The organism is Pseudogulbenkiania sp. FW507-F1 (assembly GCF_058781125.1).
The window spans coordinates 1-23734 of record NZ_JBYSWM010000003.1; the positions used below are offsets into that span (position 1 = coordinate 1).

At 62.8% G+C, this 23734-nt stretch carries 24 protein-coding genes; 15 read left to right on the plus strand and 9 right to left on the minus strand.

The features are described from left to right. Positions 1-278: 278 nt before the first annotated feature. Complete coding sequence (locus AC3WG5_RS02635; protein ID WP_492567673.1) at positions 279-839, plus strand: BRO-N domain-containing protein; 561 nt, start codon at positions 279-281, stop codon at positions 837-839. Positions 840-920: 81 nt separating this feature from the next. Here AC3WG5_RS02635 and AC3WG5_RS02640 read toward each other — a convergent pair whose 3' ends face one another. From AC3WG5_RS02640 to AC3WG5_RS02655, 4 genes are all read right to left on the minus strand, one after another. Then, positions 921-1061: a hypothetical protein gene (locus tag AC3WG5_RS02640; RefSeq protein ID WP_158453619.1), complete on the minus strand. Its 141-nt coding sequence runs from the start codon at positions 1059-1061 to the stop codon at positions 921-923. Positions 1062-1197: 136 nt separating this feature from the next. Then, entirely contained in the window at positions 1198-1704 is a 507-nt protein-coding gene (locus tag AC3WG5_RS02645; RefSeq protein WP_492567674.1) for a lysis system i-spanin subunit Rz, read from the minus strand. Between the two features lie 2 nt (positions 1705-1706). Then, positions 1707-2249: a glycoside hydrolase family 19 protein gene (locus tag AC3WG5_RS02650; protein WP_492567675.1), complete on the minus strand. Its 543-nt coding sequence runs from the start codon at positions 2247-2249 to the stop codon at positions 1707-1709. 74 nt (positions 2250-2323) lie between these two features. Then, a complete protein-coding gene (locus tag AC3WG5_RS02655) occupies positions 2324-2608 on the minus strand; it encodes a hypothetical protein (protein ID WP_492567676.1) in 285 nt (94 codons plus the stop codon). Between the two features lie 8 nt (positions 2609-2616). On the opposite strand from AC3WG5_RS02655, the gene AC3WG5_RS02660 reads away from it, so the two are divergent. From AC3WG5_RS02660 to prmB, 7 genes are all read left to right on the plus strand, one after another. After that, entirely contained in the window at positions 2617-2973 is a 357-nt protein-coding gene (locus tag AC3WG5_RS02660) for a hypothetical protein (protein WP_492567677.1), read from the plus strand. 10 nt (positions 2974-2983) lie between these two features. Beyond that, positions 2984-3289, plus strand: coding sequence for a hypothetical protein (locus AC3WG5_RS02665; RefSeq protein WP_492567678.1), 306 nt, complete (start codon positions 2984-2986; stop codon positions 3287-3289). Between the two features lie 39 nt (positions 3290-3328). Then, positions 3329-3505 carry a helix-turn-helix transcriptional regulator gene (locus AC3WG5_RS02670; protein ID WP_014087084.1) on the plus strand — a complete coding sequence of 59 codons (177 nt, stop codon included), beginning with the start codon at positions 3329-3331 and terminating at the stop codon, positions 3503-3505. Between the two features lie 133 nt (positions 3506-3638). Then, positions 3639-4208 (plus strand): aminodeoxychorismate/anthranilate synthase component II, encoded by a 570-nt coding sequence (locus AC3WG5_RS02675; protein ID WP_492567679.1) that lies wholly within the window; start codon positions 3639-3641, stop codon positions 4206-4208. After that, entirely contained in the window at positions 4208-5236 is a 1029-nt protein-coding gene (trpD, locus tag AC3WG5_RS02680) for an anthranilate phosphoribosyltransferase (protein ID WP_492567680.1), read from the plus strand. The genes AC3WG5_RS02675 and trpD overlap by 1 nt, the downstream gene beginning before the upstream one ends. 65 nt (positions 5237-5301) lie before the next feature. Further along, complete coding sequence (locus tag AC3WG5_RS02685; RefSeq protein WP_482581980.1) at positions 5302-6678, plus strand: phosphomannomutase/phosphoglucomutase; 1377 nt, start codon at positions 5302-5304, stop codon at positions 6676-6678. Between the two features lie 77 nt (positions 6679-6755). Next, the gene (prmB, locus tag AC3WG5_RS02690; protein WP_008954091.1) at positions 6756-7658 is read left to right on the plus strand and encodes a 50S ribosomal protein L3 N(5)-glutamine methyltransferase; all 903 of its coding nucleotides are present in this window, start codon (positions 6756-6758) and stop codon (positions 7656-7658) included. Between the two features lie 159 nt (positions 7659-7817). On the opposite strand, the gene AC3WG5_RS02695 is transcribed toward prmB, so the two are convergent. Both AC3WG5_RS02695 and AC3WG5_RS02700 read right to left on the minus strand, forming a co-directional pair. Continuing rightward, positions 7818-8444 (minus strand): LysE/ArgO family amino acid transporter, encoded by a 627-nt coding sequence (locus tag AC3WG5_RS02695; protein WP_492567681.1) that lies wholly within the window; start codon positions 8442-8444, stop codon positions 7818-7820. Positions 8445-8514: 70 nt separating this feature from the next. Next, positions 8515-10893, minus strand: a complete 2379-nt coding sequence (locus AC3WG5_RS02700) for an EAL domain-containing protein (RefSeq protein ID WP_492567682.1) — start codon at positions 10891-10893, stop codon at positions 8515-8517. A gap of 172 nt (positions 10894-11065) precedes the next feature. On the opposite strand from AC3WG5_RS02700, the gene AC3WG5_RS02705 reads away from it, so the two are divergent. Continuing rightward, a complete protein-coding gene (locus AC3WG5_RS02705) occupies positions 11066-11977 on the plus strand; it encodes a LysR family transcriptional regulator ArgP (RefSeq protein ID WP_008954088.1) in 912 nt (303 codons plus the stop codon). A 111-nt stretch (positions 11978-12088) separates the two neighbouring features. On the opposite strand, the gene purL is transcribed toward AC3WG5_RS02705, so the two are convergent. Further along, positions 12089-16045, minus strand: a complete 3957-nt coding sequence (purL, locus tag AC3WG5_RS02710; RefSeq protein ID WP_492567683.1) for a phosphoribosylformylglycinamidine synthase — start codon at positions 16043-16045, stop codon at positions 12089-12091. Between the two features lie 143 nt (positions 16046-16188). Here purL and AC3WG5_RS02715 point away from each other — a divergent pair, with 143 nt between their 5' ends. The 4 genes from AC3WG5_RS02715 to pgaD all read left to right on the plus strand — a co-directional run bounded on the left by AC3WG5_RS02715 (position 16189) and on the right by pgaD (position 20523). Next, positions 16189-16527: a P-II family nitrogen regulator gene (locus tag AC3WG5_RS02715; protein WP_008954086.1), complete on the plus strand. Its 339-nt coding sequence runs from the start codon at positions 16189-16191 to the stop codon at positions 16525-16527. A gap of 293 nt (positions 16528-16820) precedes the next feature. Continuing rightward, on the plus strand, positions 16821-18788 hold the full coding sequence (gene pgaB / locus AC3WG5_RS02720; RefSeq protein WP_492567684.1) for a poly-beta-1,6-N-acetyl-D-glucosamine N-deacetylase PgaB: 1968 nt from the start codon (positions 16821-16823) through the stop codon (positions 18786-18788). 8 nt (positions 18789-18796) lie between these two features. Next, on the plus strand, positions 18797-20065 hold the full coding sequence (gene pgaC, locus AC3WG5_RS02725) for a poly-beta-1,6-N-acetyl-D-glucosamine synthase (protein ID WP_008954084.1): 1269 nt from the start codon (positions 18797-18799) through the stop codon (positions 20063-20065). A 23-nt stretch (positions 20066-20088) separates the two neighbouring features. After that, positions 20089-20523: a poly-beta-1,6-N-acetyl-D-glucosamine biosynthesis protein PgaD gene (gene pgaD / locus AC3WG5_RS02730; protein ID WP_492567685.1), complete on the plus strand. Its 435-nt coding sequence runs from the start codon at positions 20089-20091 to the stop codon at positions 20521-20523. A gap of 244 nt (positions 20524-20767) precedes the next feature. Here the strand turns inward: pgaD and AC3WG5_RS02735 are convergent, their stop codons facing one another. Further along, the gene (locus AC3WG5_RS02735; protein WP_492567686.1) at positions 20768-21559 is read right to left on the minus strand and encodes an outer membrane protein assembly factor BamD; all 792 of its coding nucleotides are present in this window, start codon (positions 21557-21559) and stop codon (positions 20768-20770) included. Here AC3WG5_RS02735 and rluD point away from each other — a divergent pair. Together rluD and pgeF are read left to right on the plus strand one after the other, a co-directional pair. Further along, on the plus strand, positions 21558-22646 hold the full coding sequence (gene rluD, locus AC3WG5_RS02740; protein ID WP_492567687.1) for a 23S rRNA pseudouridine(1911/1915/1917) synthase RluD: 1089 nt from the start codon (positions 21558-21560) through the stop codon (positions 22644-22646). The two genes, AC3WG5_RS02735 and rluD, sit on opposite strands and share 2 nt — an antisense overlap. After that, a complete protein-coding gene (pgeF, locus tag AC3WG5_RS02745; RefSeq protein ID WP_492567688.1) occupies positions 22633-23376 on the plus strand; it encodes a peptidoglycan editing factor PgeF in 744 nt (247 codons plus the stop codon). The genes rluD and pgeF overlap by 14 nt, the downstream gene beginning before the upstream one ends. A 46-nt stretch (positions 23377-23422) precedes the next feature. Here the strand turns inward: pgeF and AC3WG5_RS02750 are convergent, their stop codons facing one another. Next, positions 23423-23617 carry a hypothetical protein gene (locus tag AC3WG5_RS02750; protein ID WP_492567689.1) on the minus strand — a complete coding sequence of 65 codons (195 nt, stop codon included), beginning with the start codon at positions 23615-23617 and terminating at the stop codon, positions 23423-23425. Positions 23618-23734: the final 117 nt, after the last annotated feature.

Genomic DNA, 23734 nt, shown 5'->3' on the forward strand with positions numbered 1-23734 from the left:
ACCCCCACCCCACCCCGCCTATCCTCCGCCGTAAGAGCCTAGAAACTCTTGCTACCACCGGAACGACCCCACGCCCGTCAGCCGTGGATTTTTTGCGCCCATAGTCCGCCTACCGCGGATATGTCGGCACGCACCTGCGCCAGAATTCCGATCAATGGCCGGGAGGGTGACGGATACAAGACCCGCAAGGGGAAGAAGTCCGCCGCGTGGTAGCGGTTTCTAGCCTCCCGGCCACCCCATTCGAGGTGGCCAATCCGTCTAGAACCGGAGCTACCACCATGAATACCCTGTCCTTCAACGAGACCCATTTCGATATCGTCGACCACCTTGGTCAGCCTTGGCTTAGAGCAGCAGACATCGCCCAAGCTCTCGGCTACAAAAAAGCTGACGCCGTTACCCAGATCTACGAACGCAACAAGGATGAATTCACTGAAGCGATGACCGAGACCCTCAATTTGAGGGTCTCGCGAAACGGCGGCTCACTCAGCAACGAAACCCGCATCTTCTCTCTTCGCGGCGCTCACCTGATCGCCATGTTCGCCCACACCCAACGCGCCAAAGCCTTCCGCCAGTGGGTGCTGGACGTGCTGGAGCAGCAGGCCGGGGCTTCGGCCAACGTGGTGCCGGCCTTGCCAGTAGCGGAGCTGATGCGGCGCAAGCGCTTCTTGATGCACTTCGATGTGCGCGGGGAAATGGTGATGCGGGAGGTGCCGAGCGAGGCGATGGTGGCGAGCCCGCGTGAGTGGGCACAGTTGATTGCCGATCCGGGGGCGTTTTTTGAGCGTGAGGAACTGACGGCGATCATCACGGCGGCGGCGCAGCGGTTGGGGAGGCGTTGAGGCCTCCCGTTGTCGGCTGGTGGTGGAGGGTGATGTTGAGGAGCGGGCGCGGTGGACTGGCCACCACGCCCCGTCAGCAAGCTACCACCAGCGGATCGCTGAGAGCAGAGGCGTGATGGCGCAAAGCAGCGGCGTGAGCGCCAAAAACAAGATGCCCATGCCGATGCAAAAACGCAGCCAGGGTGAGAATTGTGTCTTGAGATCAATGCCTTGACGTGTCATTTGGAATCTTCCTCTTGTATACTTCACGACAGATTCCTTTCCTTCCCTATAAGGATTGGGATACAGAAAGCCCCCACTGCGCTAACAGTTGGGGGCTTTTGCTTTGGTGTGGTTGTTGATGGTGGTTAGTGGTTTTTCACGGCTTCTCCAGTTGGTGTTGAAGGGCCAGCCGGTCGGCACATCGGTTCAGTTCGATGGCGACGGTGTCGGCTTCGGCGGCGAGGCCGACAAGAAATCCAGCAGCCTCTGCTGAAAGTTCGGCTCGTGGCGCTGGATCGGTGGTGCTTCCGTCAGGGTTGGTCGCAGGGTCTGCAACGTGGCAGGCGGCAGGCTTGATGGGGACTGACAGCCGGCGCAGGCCAGCAGCGTGGTCAGCCAGAATGCGGTTTTTTTCGGATTCGGCATGGCGGCGTTGTTCCTGGTAACGGGTTTCGGCGGCGAGCAACTGGCGGGCTGCGTCGGTTTCCTGGCGGCGCAGTCGTTGCTGCAGTTCATTCAGTTCGGCGTTGTGGTTGCGCTCGCGTGTGACGTCGGCCAGCTTCCACGCCGCCGAGACCACATCCTTGCCGTGGCGGTAGGCGAGCCAGTGTGAGCCGGCCAGCACCGCCAACAGCGCCAGCCAGGGAAGGGCTTTTCTCCACATGGTCATCCTTTCAGGATCTGGCTGGCGCGCGCCCAGCAGACGCGGCGTTCTTCGCGTCCGTTCTGTCCGCCGTTGATGCGGGCGGTGATGGTGTCGAAGGCGCCCTTGTCGGCCAGGGTGTTGAGCCCCCTGCCCGCCCAGTACCACGCTGCCGAGCGGCAGGCGTTGACGGGCATTTCGAGCAGTTCGGGGCGTTCCAGCAGCGGCAGGCCGAGTGCGACGCCGCAGCGGGCATAGTTGTCGCGCCCGGTGATCTGGATCAGGCCGCGCCCCTTGTAGCGCTGGCCGTCACCGTCCGGCTCGGGGGTGTTACCGAGGCGCCGGGCGAGATTGCCGGTGTCGTAGGCGGCGCCGCTGGCCAATTCGCGCATGTAGCGCAGTTCGCCGGATTCGTGGGCGATCTGGGCGAGGAACATGGCGACGCGCTGGGTGGTGTCGGCGATGCCGAATTCCTTCATGGCGAGGTTGAGCGGCCCCAAGAAAACGCCCGCTTTGTCACGGGCGTTGGGCATGATGCGGTGCAGTTGGTCGAGGGTGAGCGGCATGGTGGCTCCTGTCATGAAAAAGCCCCGCGACGTGGCTGACGCGGGGCTGGTGGTGGTGGGCTGCGTGGTGGGGTTTAGTCGTTGGCGCCTCCTTTGCCGTAACGCGTTTCGAGGTAGCGCTCGGCCCAGGAGTTGAAGCCGTCCCAGCCCAGGCGGGCGCAGAAGCCGCTCGCGCCGACCAGGGCGTAGGGGTTGGCATCCGGCCACCAGACCAGCGCACTAAACGGCGTGACGGTGAAGATGCCGTTGAGCAGGGCCCGGCCAAGCAGGACTTGCCAGCGCTGCAGCGGGACTTGCAAGAGCCCGCGTGCCACGGGCACGGTCAGGCCGAGACCCAGGGCGATGAGTAATGCGTCCAAGAGGGAGAGTGCCTTTTCCGGCATGGTGGAGCTCCAGTGTTTGGCGATGGGTTATCCGCCGCGTCATCAGCGACACCAAGGCCACGCTGGACGCAATTGACCAGCGCCGCGAGGACTACGCCCGGCTCGAGAACCTGACCGAAGCCCTACGCGCCCTGCCCGGCATCCGCGCCACGGCCCATACCGACCGCCACGGTGGATCTCTGGAGATCGTGGCGGCCGGCGATTGGGATGTTATCGGGCGAGCGATCGAGGCGACCGGCCATCAGATCGCCCACCTCGGCATGCACCGAGTGTCATCGATCCTGCCGCCGGCCAGTGCCGGCGAGTTTGCGATGGCTTTCACGCTGCGGATTGATCAATAAGGAGCACTTCATGAAGACCACTATCTCCGCCCTTTTGCTGGCGGCTGCCAGCTCCGCCGCCTTCGCCAGCGACCTTGGCAATCAACACCGCCTTGGCCCGGCCGAATACGGCGAGCGCTACGCCTTCAATGCCGCCCCCGTCATGCCCAGCGACCAGACCCAGGCGGTGCTGATCGCGGCTGGCAACACCATCAGCCAGCAGCGCGCCGACCTGATCGGTTCTGGCACCACAACTGACGGGCGCGAGATTTTCACCGGCAGCCGCGGTGGTCGGTATTACCACAGCGCCGACGGCGGCCGGGTGTACATCAAGTGAATGAATGGGGTTAGGCCCTAACCTGACAAGGAGAGATAAATGCAACTGCTGACACTGAAGGAAGTCGAGAGCAAACTCGGCCTGAAGAAGACAAAAATCTACTTGATGATCGACAAAAACGAGTTCCCTCCCCCCATCAAAATTGGCGCGGCGTCGCGCTGGGCGGAGAACATAGTCGATGAGTGGATAGCCAACAGGCTAAAGCAGCCATCATGATATTCGGCATGTTATCCTGTGTGCTGTTCCGCAGCATCCCGGCCTTATCCGCTGCGGAACAGGATAAAATACCGGATAAGATTTGATGTTTGCGGCACTTAAAGCCGCGTAGAATAAGGCTTTGAGACCAATAATGTTATTGATGATCGACAACTATGACAGCTTCACCTACAACCTGGTGCAGTACTTTGGTGAGCTGAAACAGGACGTGCGGGTGTTTCGCAACGACGAAATCACGCTCGAGCAGATCGAGGCCCTGGCACCCAAGTATCTGGTGGTTTCCCCGGGCCCCTGCACGCCAAACGAAGCCGGCATCTCGGTTCCCGCCATCAAGCATTTTGCCGGCAAGCTGCCGATTCTCGGCGTCTGCCTGGGGCACCAGAGCATCGGCCAGGCCTTCGGTGGCAAGATCATTCACGCCAAGCAGCTGATGCACGGCAAGGTGTCGCCGGTTTCGCATCACGACATCGGCATGTTCCGTGGCCTACCCAACCCGGTCACCTGCACCCGCTACCACTCGCTGGTGATCGAGCGCGAAACCTTGCCGGAGTGCCTGGAAATCACGGCCTGGACCGAAGACGGCGAGATCATGGGCGTACGCCACAAGACACTGCCGATCGAGGGCGTGCAGTTCCACCCGGAATCGATCCTGACCCAGCATGGCCATCAGATGCTCGACAACTTCCTCAAGGAGTTTGCGTGATGATTACGCCGCAGGCCGCGCTGAACCGTCTGATCGACGGCAACGAACTGTTCTACGACGAGATGCTCGATCTGATGCGCCAGATCATGCGCGGAGAAGTATCACCGGCGCAGCTGGCGGCTATCCTGGTCGGCCTGCGCGTCAAGGTGGAAAGCGTGCTGGAAATCGCCGCCGCCGCCACCGTGATGCGCGAATTCGCCACCCACGTCCCGGTCACCCAGCGCGAGCACCTGGTCGACACCTGCGGCACCGGCGGCGACAAATCGCACACCTTCAACATCTCCACCACGTCGGCTTTCGTCGCCGCCGCCGCCGGCGCGCGCGTGGCCAAGCACGGTGGCCGCTCGGTGTCGTCGAGCTCCGGCAGTGCCGACGTGCTGGAAACGCTGGGCGTGAACCTGGCGCTCTCCGCCGAGCAGGTAGGCCGTTGCATCGACGAGATCGGCGTCGGCTTCATGTTCGCCCCCAACCACCACAGCGCGATGAAATACGTGGCGCCGGTGCGCAAGGAACTGGGGGTGCGCACCATCTTCAACATCCTCGGTCCGCTGACCAATCCGGCCGGTGCCGACAACCAGCTGATGGGTGTATTCCACCCCGACCTGGTCGGCATTCAGGCGCGCGTGCTGAAACAGCTCGGCAGCCGCCACGTCATGATCGTGCACGGCAGCGACGGGCTGGACGAACTCACCCTGTCCGGCCCCAGCATGGTGGCGGAACTGAAGGATGGCGAAATCAGCGAATACCGGCTCGACCCGCGCGATTTCGGCCTGGAGCTGTGCGAGCTCAACCAACTGCGCGCCGAATCGGCGGAGGCGTCCAAAAACATCCTGCTGGCGGTGCTCGCCGGCCAATCCGGCCCGGCCCGAGACATCGTGCTGCTCAATGCCGGCGCAGCCATCTACACCGCCAACGTCACCGACACGCTGGCCGCCGGCATTGCCAAGGCGCGTGAAATGATCGACAGCGGCGCCGCCCGCGCCAAGCTCGAGCAACTGGTGCAACTCAGCCAGTCGTTCGCAGCCTGAACCCCAGGCGACCGGGCGACCGGCCGCCTCATCATTTTTTGCTTCCCTGGGAACAAGACAAGCTCATGAGCGCACTGTCCAAAGACATTTTCAAGGCTTACGACATCCGCGGCATCGTCGGCCAGACCCTGACCGACAAGACTGCCTACCAGATCGGCCGCGCCATCGGCTCCGAAGCCCGCGCCCGCAACGTCAAGGCCATCGTGGTCGGCCGTGACGGCCGCCTGTCCGGGCCGGAACTGTGCGAGGCGTTGGCCGAAGGCATCGTCACCGCCGGCATCGACGTCATCGACGTCGGCCGCGTCGCCACCCCGATGGTGTATTTTGCCGCCTACGAGCTGGGCACGCTGTCCGCCGTCATGGTCACCGGCAGCCATAACCCGCCGGATTACAACGGCTTCAAGATGATGCTGGCCGGCGACACCCTCTCTGGACCGGACATCCAGGCGCTGTACCAGCGCATTCTGGACAAGGATTTCACCGAAGGTGACGGCCAGTACCGCACGCACGACATCGTCGATGCCTATCTCGACCGCATCACCAGCGACATCAAGCTGGAGCGCCCGCTGAGCATCGTGGTCGATTGCGGCAACGGCGTCCCGGGCGCCTTCGCCCCGGTGCTGTACCGCCGCCTGGGCTGCCGCGTGCGCCAGCTGTTCTGCGACGTCGACGGCACCTTCCCCAATCATCACCCCGATCCGGCCAAGCCGGAGAACCTGCAGGACGTGATCGACGCGCTGGCCAAGACCGATGCCGAAATCGGCCTCGCCTTCGACGGTGACGGCGACCGCCTGGGCGTGGTCACCAAGGAAGGCAATATCATCTGGCCCGACCGCCAGCTGATGCTGTACGCCGCCGACGTGCTGGAGCGCAACCCGGGCGCCAAGGTCATCTACGACGTCAAGTCCACCCGGCTGCTCGGGCCGTGGATTCGCGACAACGGCGGTGAACCGGTCATGGCACGCACCGGCCACAGTTTCATCAAGGCCAAGATCAAGGAAACCGGCGCGCTGCTGGCGGGCGAGATGAGCGGCCACGTGTTCTTCAAGGAACGCTGGTACGGTTTCGACGACGGCATGTATACCGGAGCCCGCCTGCTGGAAGTGCTGTCGCGCGTCGAGGACCCCAACGCGCTGCTCAACGCGCTGCCGAATGCCGTGTCCACGCCGGAACTCAACCTGAAGATGGAGCGCGAGGGCGAGAACCACGCGCTGATCGAAAAGCTGCAGCAGACCGCGCGCTTCGACAACGCCGAATCGGTCATCACCATCGACGGCCTGCGCGTGGAATACGCCGACGGTTTCGGCCTAATGCGCGCCTCCAACACCACGCCGGTGATCGTGCTGCGCTTCGAGGCCGATAACGAGGCGGCGCTGGAACGTATCCAGCACGACTTCCGCCAGATACTGAGCCAGGCGACGTCGGCCCCGCTGCCGTTCTGAGTCGCCGTAACGGACATTCCCATTCTGGGGACAGGTGGCCGCCGCTGCCTGTCCCCTTCCCATTGAAAGGACCCGCAATGTACGCCCAAGCTGCTACCGTCATGACCACGGTGCGTGACCTGCTGCGCTTCGCCGTTTCCCGTTTCACCGACGCCGGACTGAGCTACGGCCACGGCACCGACAACGCTTACGACGAGGCGGCCTACCTGGTGCTGGCCACGCTCAAGCTGCCGCTCGATCGCCTGGAGCCGTTCCTCGACGCCAAGCTGCTGCCGACCGAAATCCAGGACGTGATCGACATCATCGAGCGCCGCGCCGAAGAGCGCATCCCGGCCGCCTACCTCACCCACGAGGCCTGGCAGGGCGAGTTCAGCTTCTACGTCGACGAACGCGTGATCGTGCCGCGCTCGTTCATCTTCGAACTCCTGGGCGAACCGCTGGCGCCGTGGATCGAGCATCCGGAACTGGTGCACCGCGCCCTCGACCTCTGCACCGGGTCGGGCTGCCTGGCGATCCAGATGGCGCATCATTACCCCGATGCCCAGATCGACGCCGTCGACATCTCGCTCGATGCGCTGGAAGTGGCCTCGATCAACGTGCAGCGCTACGGCCTGGAAGACCGCATCCAGCTGGTCCACACCGATCTGTTCCAGGGTCTGGAAGAGAAATACGACCTCATCATCTCCAATCCGCCCTACGTGGACGAGGAGTCGGTCGACGACTTGCCGGCCGAATACCTGCACGAGCCGGAACTGGCGCTGGGTTCGGGCCGTGACGGGCTGGATGCCACGCGCGAGATCCTGCGCCGCGCACCGGAATTCCTCACCGAACACGGCGTGCTGCTGGTGGAAATCGGCCACAACCGCGACGTACTGGAGGCAGCCTTCCCGCAGCTGCCGTTCATGTGGATGGAAACCAGCGGCGGTGACGGTTTCGTCTTCCTGCTGACGCACGACGATCTGGTCAACAACCCGATCTGACCCACGCCAAAATGCTTCGGCCAACCTCTACAGGTTGGCCGAAGCATTTTCATGACGGCATCGCGGCACCTCCGGCGGGCTCATGGCACCGACCCGGCAGACAAAACCCCTCCACGGGTAACGCACCACGTCAAAGTCGCCACGCCATCCCAACTCGCATTACAAATATTGCAAGCCGTGCTGCTGGATCAGCGAGGCCGCCGTCATCACCATCAAGACCCCCACCATCACATCCAGCACACGCCAGCTGCGTTCCTGCCGGAACAGCGGCGCCAGTTTCATGCTGAACACGCCGATGGCCACGAACCACAGTACCGACGCCGTGGAACTGCCCGCCAGGAACGACAGCCGCGCTTCCGTGCCGTACGCCGCCGACAAGCTGCCGATCAGGATCACGGTGTCGAGCCAGACATAGGGGTTGAGCAGCGTCACCGCCAGCAGCGTACGGATCACCTCGTCGCGGTCGCGCACGCTGCCCCCTTCCGTGCGCAAGGTGGCGGGTTTGCAGGCCGAGCGGAACGCCTTGATGCCGAGCCACAGGATGAACGCCGCTCCGGTCCAGGTCACCAGAGGCAGGAAACCGGGAATCGACAGCACCATGCTGCCCATGCCGAACACCCCGGCCGCGATCAGCAACAGGTCGCAGACGATGCAGATCAGGACGATCGGCAAGACATGGCTATGGCCGATGCCCTGGCGAATGACGAAGGCGTTCTGCGGGCCGATGCCGACGATCTGGCTGAGCGACAGGGAGAAGGCGGCGAGGGCGACCTGTGTGTTGAACATGGCAAGCTCCGGAATTCGAAAGTTGCCGACAGCTTAGCCCCGCGCCAAAAATAAATAAAACTACTAAATGTTATACTGTATAAGAAATATTGATATTCGCACCGGCCTGCTGTTGCATGGCCCATTCGATCAGCACCTCGGCCGGCACCGGCCGGGAAATCGCGTAGCCCTGCCCCACGGTACAGCCCAGTTCCAGCAGCCGGAGCCAGATGGCCTTGCTCTCGACCCCCTCCACCACCAGTTTGCGCCCCGTGTAGCGGGCAAAGGCCACCATGCTGTGGATGATCGCCTCGTTGCCCGGCGCCTCCAGCAGCACCCGCACAAAGCTCTGGTCCATCTTGATGGTGTCGAATGGCAACTGCTGCAGGTGTACCAACGATGACGCTCCGGTGCCGAAGTCATCCAGCGCAATCGAGATGCCGAGCCGGCGGCAGCGCTCCAGCTTGTGCACCACCTGCTCCGCTTCCTTTTGCGACACGCTCTCCAGCACTTCCAGCTCGAGCAGGCCGGCTGCGTCAGGGTAGCTCGCCAGCAGCAACTCGATGCCGGGCAGGAAGCCCTCCTGCTTCAGCGTCATCGCGGACAGGTTGACGCTGACTTTGATAACGTGGCCCCGCGCCTTCCAGTCGGTAATCTGCTTCAGGCTCTGACGCAGCACCCACCAATCCAGCTCGCGCATGAGATCGGTGTGCTCGATCGCCGGGAAGAACTCGCCGGGCGACACGAACTGATCCTGCCGCTTCCAGCGCACCAACGCCTCCACGCCTTGCAAAACCTCGCTGCGCAGATCGATCTTGGGCTGGTAAAACAGCTCCAGCGCATTGTTCGCCAGGGCCTCGGCAAACGCGGCGCGCAAGCTGTGGATGCGATGGATTTCCTCGTCCATGCGCTGGTCGTAGTGGCGGTACTGGTTGCCCCCCGACTCCTTGGCGCGGGCCAGCGCGACTTCGGCACGCCGCAACAGCGTCGCCGCGTCGCTGTCGGCATGGCTCACCACCACCCCGCAACTGGAACGTACGTCGACCCACTGACCAAGGCACTCTGCCGGCTCGCGCATCACCTGCAGCAGGCGATCCAGCAGGTTCTCCAGCCGGTCGTTGTAGCCGCTGGTGATGACAAAACGCGCGGCACCGACGCGACCGACGCGCCCGGTATCGCCCAGGCACTGCTCGATGCGCCGGGCCGCCTCGCACAGCACCAGGTCGCCGCCTTCATGCCCCAGGCGGGCGTTGATCTGGTGGAAGCTGTCGATGGCGAGGGCGATCACCACCACCGCTTCGGCGCCCGCCCCTTGCTCGATGCGCCCCTGTATCAGCCCCTGCATGTTCTGGCGGTTGGGCAGCCCGGTCAGCGGGTCGTGGTCCGACAGATAGCGAATTCGCGCCTCGGCGCGCGAGCTGCGATCGAGCGCATCCAGCCGCTCCAGCGCGTGGCCGATCTCGCTCGCCATGGTCTGCACCAGCGCCACCTTGTCGAGATCGAAAAAATCCGCCAGCCGCGAGTGCAGCGTCAGCGTCCCGACCACCTTGCCTTCCATGAACAGCGGCACCGCCAGCAGGCTCTTGATGCCTTCACGCTCGAACAAGGCGCGCCAGGGCGCCATCATCGGCTCGGCCTCGCAGCAATTGACCACCTGCGGCGTCATGGTGAGCACCGCCTGACCGGTCGGACCCCGACTGTAGGGGTTGGATGGGTCGAGCGATAACGCCCGTGACAACTGATGAATGAAATCGGTGGATTCCGGTCCGGCGAAGACCTTGTATTCAAGGTGGTTGGTGGCGGTATCGATCCAGCTGATGCCGGCGTAGGTCGCCCCGCCCTTTTCCACGCAGGTGGAGCAAATGGCGTGAAACAGTTCGTCGCGGCTGCGCGAGTGAATCAAGGCCAGGCTCACCCCGCTCAAGGTGGCGTACATGCGTGACATGTCGAGCATGTGGCGGTGCTGCAGCTGGGTTTCGGCAGAAATCGACTGCTGAAAGCCCTGCAACTGCAGCAGCATGTCGAGCAGGATGCGCTTGCGGATGGCCCGGGTCAGTGGCCGCCGCACCTCGTCCGGGTAGTGCGCGTCGTTGAGCCGGCTCAGCATGTGGGACAGATAACGTTCGTACGCCCCTGCCACCCACACCATGCTGACGCCGATACGGTGGTGCATCTGGCCCAGCGCGATGACCTTTTCCGCCTGCGATGCGCTCAGCGGCTGCGACACCACGCCCTCGAAGTAATCCATCTGCTGGCTGATCAGACGGTCCAGTCCCTCACCGCTCATGGCCGGCAGCAAGGCCGACGTTTCCGGATTCTTCAGCAGGTACCAGTAAAACTCCTTGCCCAGTACCTCGCGGCCCAGCAACAGCTTGTCTTGATGACGTCGTAAGGTCTCGCCGTCTTCCTCTCGAAAGCCAAGCAGTCGGCTGAGTGAATGCAATGGCTCGTCGCCATGGCTTGTCTGCATAGTCTCCCCTGTCTCCCCAACCTTGGCCGAAGCAGGTCGTATATCTTATTATGCTTTTTTCATGAGTTCGTCACGGTCTTTGCCGTGTGGGCTAGAGCCTAGCAGATTTGCCAAGACCCTACCATTAACATCACTTTGCCCGGCACCCGCCAGGCCACCGGACACCCGATACATGCTCGACCCCAAGCTGTTGCAGGCTCTCGCCGCCGTCGTCGAAAACGGCGGCTTCGACAAGGCCGCCAAGGCGCTGTTCCTGACCCAGTCGGCTGTCTCCCAGCGCATCAAGCAACTGGAAGAACGCCTGGGGCAGCCGGTGGTCACGCGCACCACCCCGGTCGATGCCACGCCGCACGGCCGCCACCTGATCCAGCACTTCCGCCAGCTCACGCTGATGGAGGCGGAGCTGATGGAAACACTGCAGGCCGGGGACGGCCACGCCGGCTTCTCGACGCTGGCGGTGGCGGTGAATGCCGACAGCCTCGCCACCTGGTTTCTCGACGCGGCACGACCGGCACTGGAAGCAACGCGCCTGCTGCTCGACATCCGCGTCGACGATCAAGAACACACCCACGAGCTACTGCGCGGCGGCCACGTCAGCGGCTGCGTCAGCAGCCGCTGCCAGACCATCCAGGGCGGTGAAAGCCATTACCTGGGCTCGATGCGCTACCTCTGCCTGGCCGCGCCACACTTCGTCCAGCGTTATTTTGCCGATGGCGTCAGCCACGCCACGTTGAGCACGGCACCGGCGCTGCTGTTCGACCGCAAGGACAGCCTGCACCAGGCATTCCTGCAGCAGCAACTGGCGTTTACGCTCGACTTCCCGGCGCTCACCCTGCCTTCGGTGCAAGGCTTTCTCGATTACACGCTGGCCGGCATCGCCTACGGTCTGATCCCGGAAGGCATGGCGGAAGCGGGGCTGGGCGATGGCCGGCTGGTCGACCTGGCGCCCGGCAAGCATCTCGACGTGCCGCTCTATTGGCACCACTGGCAAATGGAGGTCGCGCTGGCGCGGCAGTTGACCGCCACCATCATCGAACAGGGCCGGCGCGTGCTGCGCCAGTGCCCGGACAGCCGCCTCGCGTAAAGACCGAAACCCTTGTTACATCGCGGCGTTCCGCCGCTTGCCGCCCAGCGGTTCAACCCGCGCATAAAAAAACGGACGCCGCAGCGTCCGTTTTGTCTGATTGCCGGGGGCTCAGCCCACCCACTTGCGTGCCGAGGCGAACATGCGGAACCAGGCGCCGTCCTCGTTCCACTCGGCCGGATGCCACGAGTTCTGCACGGTGCGGAACACGCGCTCCGGGTGCGGCATCATGATAGTGAAGCGACCATCGGCGGTGGTGACACCGGTGATCCCTTCCGGCGAACCGTTCGGGTTCAGCGGATAGGTCTCGGTCGGCTGGCCGGCGAAGTCGATGTAGCGCAGCGCGGTGATGACCTGCGGCTGATGGCCTTCCGTGAACACCGCGCGGCCTTCGCCGTGGCTGACCACCACCGGCAGCTGGCTGCCGGCCATGTTGGCGAGGAAGATCGACGGCGACGCGGTGACTTCCACCATGGCGAAGCGCGCCTCGAACTGCTCGGAAGCATTGCGGTGGAACTTCGGCCAGTGCTGCGCCCCCGGGATGATGCCGGACAGGTTCGACATCATCTGGCAGCCGTTGCACACGCCCAGCGCGAAGGTGTCGGCGCGCAGGAAGAAACCTTCAAACTCGTCGCGTGCACGGGCATTGAACAGGATGCTCTTGGCCCAGCCTTCGCCGGCGCCCAGCACGTCGCCGTAGCTGAAGCCGCCGCAGGCCGCCAGGCCCTTGAAATCGGCCAGCGACACGCGCCCGCCGATGATGTCGCTCATGTGCACGTCGACCGCGTCGAAACCGGCGCGGGTGAACGCCGCCGCCATTTCGATCTGACCATTCACGCCCTGCTCGCGCAGCACGGCGATGCGCGGACGCGCGCCGGTGGCAATGAAGGGCGCCGCCGGGTTGGCGTCGACGTCGAACGACAGCTTGGCGAACAGGCCGCCCGAAGCGGTGTCGTCGAGCTGGGCGTACTCGCTGTCGGCGCAGGCCGGGTTATCACGCAGGCGCTGCAGGCGGTAGCTGGTTTCTGACCAGGCGCGCTGCAGATCGAGGCGGCTTTCGTCGAGCAGCACGTCGTTCTGACGCTGGATCACCAGTCGCTCGTCGCCGTTCACCGAACCCAGCACGAACAGGGCGCGTTCCAGGCCGGCCTTGACGAAGCGGGCGATCACCTCGGCGGTGTGAACCTTGGCCACCTGGATCACGGCACCCAGCTCCTCGTTGAACAGCACGCGCATCACGCGACCGTGCGTCGCGGCTTCCGCCGAAGGCGGCACGAAGTCGTCCAGGTAGGCCTGGGTGTTCTTGCGCTCGATCAGCAGTTCCTGCAGGTCGACAGTAACACCGACGCGGCCGGCAAACATCATCTCGGCCAGCGTGGCGAACAGGCCGCCGTCGGCTCGGTCGTGATAGGCCAGCACCAGCTGGTCGGCCAGCAGCGACTGCATGGTGCTGAAGAAGCCCTGCAGCTCGGCCGGGCTCTCCACGTCCGGCGCCTTGCCGTCCATCGACTTCCACACCTGCGCCAGCGCCGAACCACCCAGACGGCAGCGGCCGTGACCCAGGTCGATCAGGATCAGGTCGGTCGCGGCGTCGTTCTTCAGTTCCGGCGTTACCGTCTTGCGCACGTCCTCCACCGGGGAGAACGCCGAGACGATCAGCGACAGCGGTGCCGTCACGGCTTTCTTCTCGCCGGCTTCTTCCCACACCGTCTTCATCGACAGCGAGTCCTTGCCCACCGGCACGCTCACACCGATCTGCTGGCACAGGCCGGATAGCGCTTCCACGGTCTGGTAGAGCTTGGCGTCTTCGCCCGGGTGGCCGGCAGCGGCCATCCAGTTGGCAGACAGTTTGACGTTGCCGAGGTCGCCAACGTTGGCCGAAGCCAGGTTGGTCAGCACCTCGCCCACCGCCATGCGGCCGGAGGCCGGCGCCGAGAACAGCGCCAGCGGCGTGCGCTCGCCCATCGCCATGGCTTCGCCGCGATAGGTGTTGAATCCCATGGTGGTGACGGCCACGTCCGCCACCGGCACCTGCCAGCGGCCGACCATCTGGTCGCGTGCGGTCATGCCGCCCACGGTGCGGTCGCCGATGGTGATCAGGAACGACTTGTCGGCTACCGACGGCAGGCGCAGCACGCGATAGGCGGATTCGCGCAGATCAAACGCCGAGGCGTTGAACTGGCGTTGCGGCACGTCCACGCTCTTCACGTCGCGCGTCATGCGCGGCGGCTTGCCCAGGAGCACGTTGAGCGGCATGTCCACCGGGTTGTTGTCGAAGACGTCGTCGCGCACCTGCAGGTGGCCATCGTCGGTGGCCACGCCCAGCACCGCGAACGGGCAGCGCTCGCGCTCGCAAATGGCGGTAAAGGTGTCGAGATCCTGCGGCAGGATGGCCAGCACGTAGCGCTCTTGCGACTCGTTCGACCAAATCTGCATCGGCGTCATGCCCTTCTCTTCGAGGTGCACCTTGCGCAGCTCGAAAATGGCACCACGGCCGGCGTCGTTCACCAGTTCCGGGAAGGCGTTGGACAGGCCACCGGCACCGACGTCGTGGATCGATACGATCGGGTTCTTGTCGCCGCGCTGCCAGCAGCGATCGATGACTTCCTGGCAGCGACGCTCGATTTCCGGGTTGCCGCGCTGCACCGAATCGAAATCCAGGTCTTCACTGTTGGCACCGGTGTCCATCGAGGAAGCAGCACCGCCGCCCAGGCCGATCAGCAGGCTCGGCCCCCCCAGTTGGATCAGCAGAGCGCCTTCCGGGATGATGTTCTTGCGAATCTGCTGATGCTGGATATTACCCAGGCCGCCGGCGATCATGATCGGCTTGTGATAACCGCGCATCTCGCCTTCGAAGAGCTCTTCGAAGGTACGGAAGTAGCCAGTCAGGTTCGGACGGCCGAATTCGTTGTTGAAGGCGGCACCGCCGATCGGCCCGTCCAGCATGATCTGCAGCGCCGAGGCGATGCGACCCGGACGGCCGTACTCGGCCTGTTGCTCGCCATACACTTCCCACGGCTGCTTGTAGCCGGGGATGTTCAGGTTGGACACGGTGAAGCCCGTCAGACCCGCCTTCGGGCGCGAGCCGCGACCGGTCGCGCCTTCGTCGCGAATCTCGCCGCCGTTGCCGGTCGACGCGCCGGGGAATGGCGAGATGGCGGTCGGGTGGTTGTGCGTTTCCACCTTCATCAGGATATGCGTCTGTTCCGTGTGGAACGCGTACTGATGGCCGTCCGGCTGCGGATAGAGGCGCTCGATCTCGGCACCCTCGATCACCGAGGCGTTGTCGTTGTACGCCACCAGGGTGCCCTGCGGGTGCGCCTCGTGGGTATCGCGGATCATGCGGAACAGCGACTTCTGTTTCTCTTCACCGTCGATAATGAACTGGGCGTTGAAGATTTTGTGACGGCAATGTTCCGAGTTGGCCTGAGCGAACATCATCAGTTCGACATCGGTCGGATTACGCCCCATGCGAGTGAAGTTCTCGACCAGGTAGTCGATTTCATCCGGCGACAGCGCCAGGCCTAGGTCGCCGTTGGCGGCCACCAGCGCATCACGGCCACCGCCAAGGATGTCCACCGTGGTCAGCGGCTGCGGCTCCACGTGGGTGAACAGGCGATTGGCCTCGTCGAGCGAAGTCAGCACCGTTTCGGTCATGCGGTCGTGCAGCAAACCGACCAGCACACGGCGCTGATCGTCGGAAAGCGGCGCGGAAGGCAGGACATGGAAGGCCGTGCCGCGCTCGATGCGGTGAATGCCCTCCAAGCCGCAATGCTGGGCAATATCGGTAGCCTTGGAAGCCCACGGTGACAGCGTTCCCAGGCGCGGGGTGACAAGGAACAGTTCGCCCGTGGGGGCAGTGGCGAGCGGCGGCTCGCCATAGGTCATCAGCTTGGCCAGAACCGCTTGCTCTTCTTCAGAGAGCGCCCGATCGCTTTCGACAAAATGCCAGAACTCGGCATTGAGCGTGAGCGGAGGCAAACCAGCCTCGCGCGCAGCGGTCAGGAGTTTGTCCAAACGGAACTGGGACAGGGCAACACCGCCCCGCAGCTTGAGAATGTGCGACATTCGACACCCGCGACAAGTATCAGGAAAGCGCGTAATAATACAGGAAAAACCCTTGGAACTTAAGGCCGGCAGCCGTTATGCCTGGCAAAATTTCCATTTACCCACCCATAACAAACCCACGTGCCGTCAAGGAGCACCCCAAAATGAAAAAGGTCGAGGCCATTATCAAACCGTTCAAGCTGGACGAAGTGCGCGAAGCTCTGTCGGAAATCGGCGTCACCGGATTGACCGTCACCGAGGTCAAAGGCTTCGGGCGCCAGAAAGGGCACACCGAGCTCTACCGCGGCGCCGAATACGTGGTGGACTTCCTGCCCAAGGTCAAACTCGAGGTCGTCATCGCCGACGATCTGGTCGATCGCGCCATCGAGGTCATCATCAATGCCGCCCGCACCGGCAAGATCGGAGATGGCAAAATCTTCGTCTCCCCGGTCGAACAGGTCATCCGCATCCGCACTGGCGAAACCAACGAAGACGCCGTCTAATCTCAGCGAAAGCGGGAAACCCTCCCGCTTTATCCCTTTTAATTCAATTGCTTGCCAACCCTCCCGTCGCACAGGCAGATTACGGCAAGCTTAACGAAACCAGCTCGTCCCCTTTCCACCACAGCGCCTCTTTTGCACTGCACATAAACTCATTTTCCCGCTCGCAATCGCGCCCACTCCTGATAGAATGACGCGCCTCCCGGGACTCCCTCCGGGCCCCTGTCGCCTCTGGCACAGAGTTTAGCGGCACCGTTTACGCTGACCCGACTTAAACCGACATATAAAAACGACTGATGACCACTCGACTGATGCCCTTGCTGTGGGGATTCTTGCTGTGCCTGCTCAGTAGCGTTGGCCTGGCCGCCACGCCGGACAACAAGCTGACCATCCTTACCTATCACGAAATCGCCGACAAAAAAGACGCTCTCGAGCCTGCTTTTGCCGTCTCGCCGACCAATTTCGTGCGCCAGATGGACTGGCTGAAGAACAATGGCTACCACTTCGTCAGCATGGACGACGTGCTGGCCGACCGCAGCGGCAAGAAGCCGCTACCGGAAAAAGCCGTGTTGCTGACCTTCGACGACGGCTACCGCTCGATGTACGCCAATGCCTTCCCGGTTCTGAAGATGTTCAAGGCACCGGCCGTGGTCGCGCTCATCGGCAACTGGCTCGATACCAACGGCACCGTGCGATTCGAAGGCAAGCCCGTGCCGCGCAACGTCATGCTGATGTGGGACGACGTGCGCGCCATGACGCAAAGCGGCTTGGTGGAAATCGCCAATCACACCTACAACATGCACGAGGGCATTCTGGCCAACCCACAAGGCAATATGCAGCCGGCTGCCACGGCACGCCGCTACCTGCCCGAGCTCAAGCGCTACGAAGACGAAACCAGCTACCGCAAACGTATCTACGCCGACCTGAAGCGCAATAGCGACCTGCTGCGCAAGCAGACCGGCAAGGCGCCGCGCATCATGATCTGGCCGTACGGCCGCTACAACAGCACTTCCAGCGACGTGGCCCACCAGCTCGGCATGCCGATCGGCATGACGCTGGACGACGGTGCCAACAACGAACAAACGCCGCTGCACGCACTGCGTCGCGTCCTGATCGAGGGCAATATCACGCTCGACGCATTCCGCAAGGAACTCGCCATCCGCGAAGCCAACATCTCCGACAACGATCGTCCAGGCAAGATCATGCACGTCGATCTGGACTACATCTACGACCCGGATCCGGCGCAGCAGGAGCACAACCTGGGCCGCTTGCTCGACCGCATCGTCGCCATGGGCGTAAATACCGTCTACCTGCAAGCCTACGCCGACCCGGACGGCAACGGCGCCGCCGACGCGGTGTACTTCCCGAACCGCCACCTGCCAATGCGCGCCGATCTGTTCAACCGCGTCGCCTGGCAGATTCGTACTCGCACAAAGGTGAAACGCCTGTACGCCTGGATGCCAATGCTGGCTTTCGAACTGCCGAAAACCGAGCCGGCAGCGAACGACAAGGTCGTCACCCTTCCCAACAAGGCCAACCACCTCGTCATGGGGTATCCGCGCCTGTCGCCGTTCTCGCCGCGTGCGCGCCAGGTCATCCGGGATATCTACCAAGACCTCGCCCGCTCCACGCCGTTCGAGGGCTTGCTGTTCCACGACGATGTCACGCTGTCCGATTATGAAGACGCCAGCCCGATGGCACTGAAGACCTACAAGGAATGGGGCCTGCCGACCTCGCTGGAAGACATCCGTGCCAACGACGATCTGCTGGGGCGCTGGACCATCCTCAAGATCAACACCCTCGACAATTTCGCCATGGAACTGGCCGACGTCGTGCGCCAGGAACAGCCGGGACTGAAGACGGCCCGCAATCTCTACGCCACCGTAGCGCTCAATCCGCGCTCCGAAGTGTGGTACTCGCAATCGCTCGACAACTCGCTCGCCAACTACGACTTCACCGCCATCATGGCTATGCCGTACATGGAAAACGCCGCCGACCCGATGGCTTTCCTGCACGAAATAGTCGATAAAGTGAAGGAGCATCCGGATGCCATGGACAAGGTGGTATTCGAACTGCAGGCCATCGACTGGCGTAGCAACAAACCGGTGCCGAGCCAGGAAATGGCGGACACCATCCGAACCCTGTATGGTTGGGGTGTACGCCATGTCGGTTACTACCCTGACAACCTGCATCGCGATCATCCGGATCCAGCCGTGCTCAAGCCGGTTCTGGACAGCAAGCCGAACGCACCGGACATCCACTAGGCAGACTGATGGTTATTGCATTACTGAAAACACTATGGCAGGGACTGCTGGGTTTCGTGTTCTACTACCCGCTGTTCATGTCCTATTTGTGGATGATCGGCGCCGCACTGTTTTACTGGCGCCATGAACGCAAGGACGGTCCGTACACCCAGCCCACCCCCTTGCCGGACACGCCGCCGGTCAGCATCCTTATCCCCTGTTTCAATGAGGGGGATAACGCAGAGGAAACCATCAGCCACGCCCTGGCGACCGACTATCCCGACTTCGAGGTGATCGCCATCAACGATGGCAGCAAGGACAACACCGCTGAAGTACTGGACCGCCTGGCCGCCAAATACGACCACCTGCGCGTGGTGCACCTGGCGCAGAACCAGGGCAAGGCCATGGCACTGCAGGCGGGCAGCCTGCTCGCCAAGAATGAAATCCTGATCTGCATCGACGGCGACGCCCTCCTCGACCGCAATGCTGCGCACTGGATGGTGCGCCATTTCGTGCAGGACCCGGAAGTCGCTGCCGTTACCGGCAACCCTCGCATTCGCAATCGTTCCACGCTACTGGGACGAGTACAAGTTGGCGAGTTCTCCTCCATCGTCGGCATGATCAAGCGCGCCCAACGCAGTTTCGGCCGTCTGTTCACCGTGTCCGGCGTGATCACGGCCTTCCGCAAGTCGGCCGTGCACCAAGTGGGCTACTGGAGCGCGGACATGCTGACCGAGGACATCGACATTACCTGGAAGCTGCAGCGGGACGGCTGGGACGTGCGCTTCGAGCCCAATGCCCTAGTGTGGATCCTGATGCCGGAAACACTGAAGGGCCTCTGGAAACAGCGCCTGCGCTGGGCCATGGGCGGCGCCCAGGTCCTGCTGAAGAACCTCGATGTCATTCGCCACCCGAGCCAGAACTATTTGTGGCCATTGATGCTCGAACTATGCCTGAGCCTGTTCTGGTCCTACGTGATGCTGCTTCTGGTGATCATCTGGGCCGCTGGTTTGTTGCTGCCGACCGGCTGGCTGCCCCATGTTGGATCACCGCTGATTCCTCAATGGAGCGGTGTGATCCTGGGGGCCACCTGTCTGTTGCAATTTGCCGTCAGTAAGTGGCTTGATAGCCACTACGACAGAGGGTTGGGACGCAACTACTACTGGATGATCTGGTATCCTTTGGTGTTCTGGATCATTAACATTGGTTCAACCATTGTTGCCTTCCCCAAGGTACTGCTGCGTGGTGAAGGTAAACGTGCCCGGTGGGTAAGCCCGGACCGCGGCATTCGCGCCTGATCGAATCGAAAAGAGGATTCTCCATGCATGACAACCTGATCATCAACGCCCGTCATCACCTGCGCTGGCATCAGCGCTTGCTGTCCAATGCTTCCACCGCGGTGGCATGGGCAGGCTGGCTGTACCTGTGGCGCCCCATCGTCAATGGCGCCAACTGGCTCACCAGCTGGGGTGCCAGCTACCAGCAACTGCTGGCCAAGACGCTGAGCACCGGGTCGTCGGGTTCGCTGGAGAATTCGGTCGTGGCATTGCTGGGCACCTCCGGCACTCTGCTGCTGTGGTCGCAGCTACCATCCCGCAAGCCGAAAGCCACTGCCCATCAGCAGGAAACGCTGGAAAGCTACGCCAACCACTTTGGCATGGGCGAGCAGCAGATTCTGGCCGGTCGTGCCGCCTCGGTCTGCGTGGTACACCACGATAGCCATGGCAAGATCATCGGCATCGAGCCGAAAGCCTGAGCCAGACGGCTAAAAATGAAATGGGTCGCTGATGCGACCCATTTTTTTTGTCCAACCCAACTCGTTGCCCGCCACCGACCAAGCCTGCACCTGGCTCCTCCTTTCAGGCAGCCCCACCCGTAGCGCCCTGTTCTCAAAACCAGGCAGCACCGCCTACCCCACCGGCTGCGCCCGTCGCGCATAGCACAAAGAAAACGGGCCGCTGTTGCGACCCGTCTTCTTCAACCGAAACGGCCGAACCGGATTATTTCCAGAACTTCCACCACGGCATTTCTTCCGTCTGCCAGCCTTTGGCGAGGTACTGACTCTTGGGATAGTTGAGTTCCAGCACGCGCCGGGCATCGTCACGCAGTTGCGGCATGCCCAATTTGTCGTAGGCCGTTACGGTCAGCGCCAGGGCCTCTTCCAGATAACCGGTGTTGGCGTATTCCTTCACCACGTTCTGCGCACGACCGGCGGCGGCGAGGTAAGCACCACGCTTCATGTAATAGCGAGCCACGTGCATTTCGTGCCCACCCAGCGCCTTGATCAGCTTGTTCATCTTCTCGGCAGCGTCGGCCGAGTACTGGCTGCTGGGGAAGCGGCTGGTCAGCTCGCGGAACGCCAGAAACGCTTCGCGCGTCGCGCGCGGATCGCGCTCGCTCATGTCCTGGCCGGCCCACTTGGCCAGCAGACCGGAATCATCGTTGTAATACACCAGGCCCTTCAGGTAGAGCACATAGTCGAGGTTAGGGTGTGTCGGGTGCAGCTTGATGAAACGGTCGGCCGCAGCAATGGCCAGTTCCGGCTCATTGTCCTTGTAATGAGTGTACGCCAGGTCCATTTCCGACTGCTGGGCATAACGTCCGTAAGGGAAACGGGCCTCTAGCGTTTCGTAGAGTTTGACAGCACGGGTATAATTACCGCTGTTCAACTCGTCCCTTGCCTCGGCGTAGAGTTTTTCAACGGTCCAACTGCGTGTTTCATCATACGGCTCATTGGAAGCACACCCGGCGAGGCTAAGCGCCACCAACATTGCTGCAACGTATCTTTTCATGACCGATCCTTACTTTGACTCCGAGGATTATAGCGATATCTCTGAAAACGAGGTATCCGCGACGCAACAGTTCGACGTTCCCCTGTCTCTGGCAGGCGAGCGGCTCGACGCGGCGCTGGCTAAACTCCTCCCGGATTACTCGCGTAGCCGCCTGACCCAGTGGGTCAAGGATGGCCACGTCTTGCTGGACGGCAAGCCTGCCGCCCCCAAAACCAAACTGCTGGGCGGCGAGCACATCGAGGTTGCCGTCCAGCAAACCGAAGAACAGCTCGCCTACCATCCGGAAGCAATGGAACTGCCCATCGTCTACGAAGACGACCACATCATCATCATCAACAAGCCTGCCGGCCTGGTGGTGCACCCGGCGGCCGGCAACTGGACCGGGACGCTGCTCAACGGCCTGCTGCATCACTGCCCTGCCCTGACCCACGTGCCGCGCGCCGGTATCGTGCACCGGCTCGACAAGGAAACCAGCGGCCTGATGGTAGTGGCCAAGACCATCCCGGCGCAGACCGAGCTGGTACGCCAGATGCAGGCGCGCAGCGTCAAACGCATCTACCGGGCTATTGCGGACGGCGTGGTGCCGTTCGACGGCAAGATCGAGACCCTGATCGGGCGCGATCCGCACAACCGCATGCGCATGGCCGTGGTGAAATTCGGCGGTAAGCAGGCGATCACCCACGTGCGCGTGCTGGCCACTTTCCCCAGTCACTCGTATATCGAGTGCCGTCTGGAAACCGGCCGCACGCACCAGATTCGCGTGCACATGCGCGAAGCACGCCACCCGCTGGCCGGCGACCCGCTCTACGGCAACCCGCGCCACACCATGCCGGACGAGGTCGAAGAGGCCGTCAAGGCGCTGGGCCGCCAGGCGCTGCACGCCTACAGCCTGACCCTGATCCACCCGGCCACGGGCCAGGAAATGACCTGGAAGGCCAAGCTGCCGGACGACATGAAGCATCTGCTCGCGGTACTGGGCGGCGAAGGCCAGCCCCAGGAAATGGCCGAGCATGACAACCTCGACGAGGACGACGAGGACTGGGACGACGGAGACTACGATGTCGAGGTGCTGTATGTTCGCGACTAACCCCGACTGGCTGACGGCCGACTGGCCGGCACCGGCCAAGGTCAAGACTCTGATCACCACCCGCAAGGGCGGCGTCAGCGAAGCGCCCTACGACAGCTTCAACCTCGGCGCCCACGTCGGCGACCTGCCCGAGCATGTTTCCCTCAACCGCGAGACGCTGCGCCGCTTCGTGCCGGAGGAGCCGGCCTGGCTCAACCAGGTGCACTGCACGCGCGTGGTGAACGCCGCCGACGTCACCGAAACTCCGCCCGAGGCCGATGCCAGCGTGAGCCGCACCCCGGACGCGGTATGCGTGATCATGACCGCGGACTGCCTGCCGGTACTGCTTACCAGCCGTGACGGCAGCGTGGTCGGTGCCGCCCATGCCGGCTGGCGCGGGCTGTGCGACGGCGTGATCGAGGCCACGGTGAGCGCAATGAACGAGCAGGCGGCCAACCTCATGGCCTGGCTAGGCCCGGCCATCGGGCCGGATGCCTTCGAAGTCGGCGCCGAGGTACGTGCTGCCTTCATGGCGCACGATCCGGCCGCCGCCGAGGCGTTCACCGACATCGGCGAGGGCAAGTTCCTGGCCGACATCTACACACTGGCACGACAGCGGCTGGCGGCACTCGGCATCAGCGAGGTTTACGGCGGCGACTTCTGCACCGTGATCGATCGCGAGCGCTTCTTCTCCTACCGCCGCGACCGCACCACCGGGCGCATGGCGAGCCTGATCTGGATCGAACCCTGAGCAGCGGGTTTGGCACCGACACGAACCGCCCACCGTGGCGGTTTTTTCATGCCTGCGGCGTAGCATCGCCGCCACACGCCATGCCCACACCATCTGGTGTTGTTTTGTTGCCAGCGAACCATTCCTTGTAATACGGGGCTTGTAGCCTGCCGCACCGCAATAACACGGCAAGCACCGAAAATGGGAAGTCGGCCGCAAAGCCAATAACCACGCGGATTTCCGTTTTCCAGCGCGCTGTCAAGACTTGTTCTGCCGCTCACTCACCACTAGAATTTGGGCCTGTTCCGCAGTAAAACAATACATATAGTGTTTGCCCACAGCTAACACACAGCTTTTCAACAGACTTGTCCACAGCGGA

What these genes read in the sequence shown, in the direction of transcription:
- AC3WG5_RS02635 (WP_492567673.1), top strand. Translation starts at nt 279, where the DNA reads ATGAATACCCTGTCCTTCAACGAGACCCATTTCGATATCGTCGACCAC.
- AC3WG5_RS02640 (WP_158453619.1), bottom strand. Translation starts at nt 1,061, where the DNA reads ATGACACGTCAAGGCATTGATCTCAAGACACAATTCTCACCCTGGCTG.
- AC3WG5_RS02645 (WP_492567674.1), bottom strand. Translation starts at nt 1,704, where the DNA reads ATGTGGAGAAAAGCCCTTCCCTGGCTGGCGCTGTTGGCGGTGCTGGCC.
- AC3WG5_RS02650 (WP_492567675.1), bottom strand. Translation starts at nt 2,249, where the DNA reads ATGCCGCTCACCCTCGACCAACTGCACCGCATCATGCCCAACGCCCGT.
- AC3WG5_RS02665 (WP_492567678.1), top strand. Translation starts at nt 2,984, where the DNA reads ATGAAGACCACTATCTCCGCCCTTTTGCTGGCGGCTGCCAGCTCCGCC.
- AC3WG5_RS02670 (WP_014087084.1), top strand. Translation starts at nt 3,329, where the DNA reads ATGCAACTGCTGACACTGAAGGAAGTCGAGAGCAAACTCGGCCTGAAG.
- AC3WG5_RS02675 (WP_492567679.1), top strand. Translation starts at nt 3,639, where the DNA reads ATGTTATTGATGATCGACAACTATGACAGCTTCACCTACAACCTGGTG.
- trpD (WP_492567680.1), top strand. Translation starts at nt 4,208, where the DNA reads ATGATTACGCCGCAGGCCGCGCTGAACCGTCTGATCGACGGCAACGAA.
- AC3WG5_RS02685 (WP_482581980.1), top strand. Translation starts at nt 5,302, where the DNA reads ATGAGCGCACTGTCCAAAGACATTTTCAAGGCTTACGACATCCGCGGC.
- prmB (WP_008954091.1), top strand. Translation starts at nt 6,756, where the DNA reads ATGTACGCCCAAGCTGCTACCGTCATGACCACGGTGCGTGACCTGCTG.
- AC3WG5_RS02695 (WP_492567681.1), bottom strand. Translation starts at nt 8,444, where the DNA reads ATGTTCAACACACAGGTCGCCCTCGCCGCCTTCTCCCTGTCGCTCAGC.
- AC3WG5_RS02700 (WP_492567682.1), bottom strand. Translation starts at nt 10,893, where the DNA reads ATGCAGACAAGCCATGGCGACGAGCCATTGCATTCACTCAGCCGACTG.
- AC3WG5_RS02705 (WP_008954088.1), top strand. Translation starts at nt 11,066, where the DNA reads ATGCTCGACCCCAAGCTGTTGCAGGCTCTCGCCGCCGTCGTCGAAAAC.
- purL (WP_492567683.1), bottom strand. Translation starts at nt 16,045, where the DNA reads ATGTCGCACATTCTCAAGCTGCGGGGCGGTGTTGCCCTGTCCCAGTTC.
- AC3WG5_RS02715 (WP_008954086.1), top strand. Translation starts at nt 16,189, where the DNA reads ATGAAAAAGGTCGAGGCCATTATCAAACCGTTCAAGCTGGACGAAGTG.
- pgaB (WP_492567684.1), top strand. Translation starts at nt 16,821, where the DNA reads ATGACCACTCGACTGATGCCCTTGCTGTGGGGATTCTTGCTGTGCCTG.
- pgaC (WP_008954084.1), top strand. Translation starts at nt 18,797, where the DNA reads ATGGTTATTGCATTACTGAAAACACTATGGCAGGGACTGCTGGGTTTC.
- pgaD (WP_492567685.1), top strand. Translation starts at nt 20,089, where the DNA reads ATGCATGACAACCTGATCATCAACGCCCGTCATCACCTGCGCTGGCAT.
- rluD (WP_492567687.1), top strand. Translation starts at nt 21,558, where the DNA reads ATGACCGATCCTTACTTTGACTCCGAGGATTATAGCGATATCTCTGAA.
- AC3WG5_RS02735 (WP_492567686.1), bottom strand. Translation starts at nt 21,559, where the DNA reads ATGAAAAGATACGTTGCAGCAATGTTGGTGGCGCTTAGCCTCGCCGGG.
- pgeF (WP_492567688.1), top strand. Translation starts at nt 22,633, where the DNA reads ATGTTCGCGACTAACCCCGACTGGCTGACGGCCGACTGGCCGGCACCG.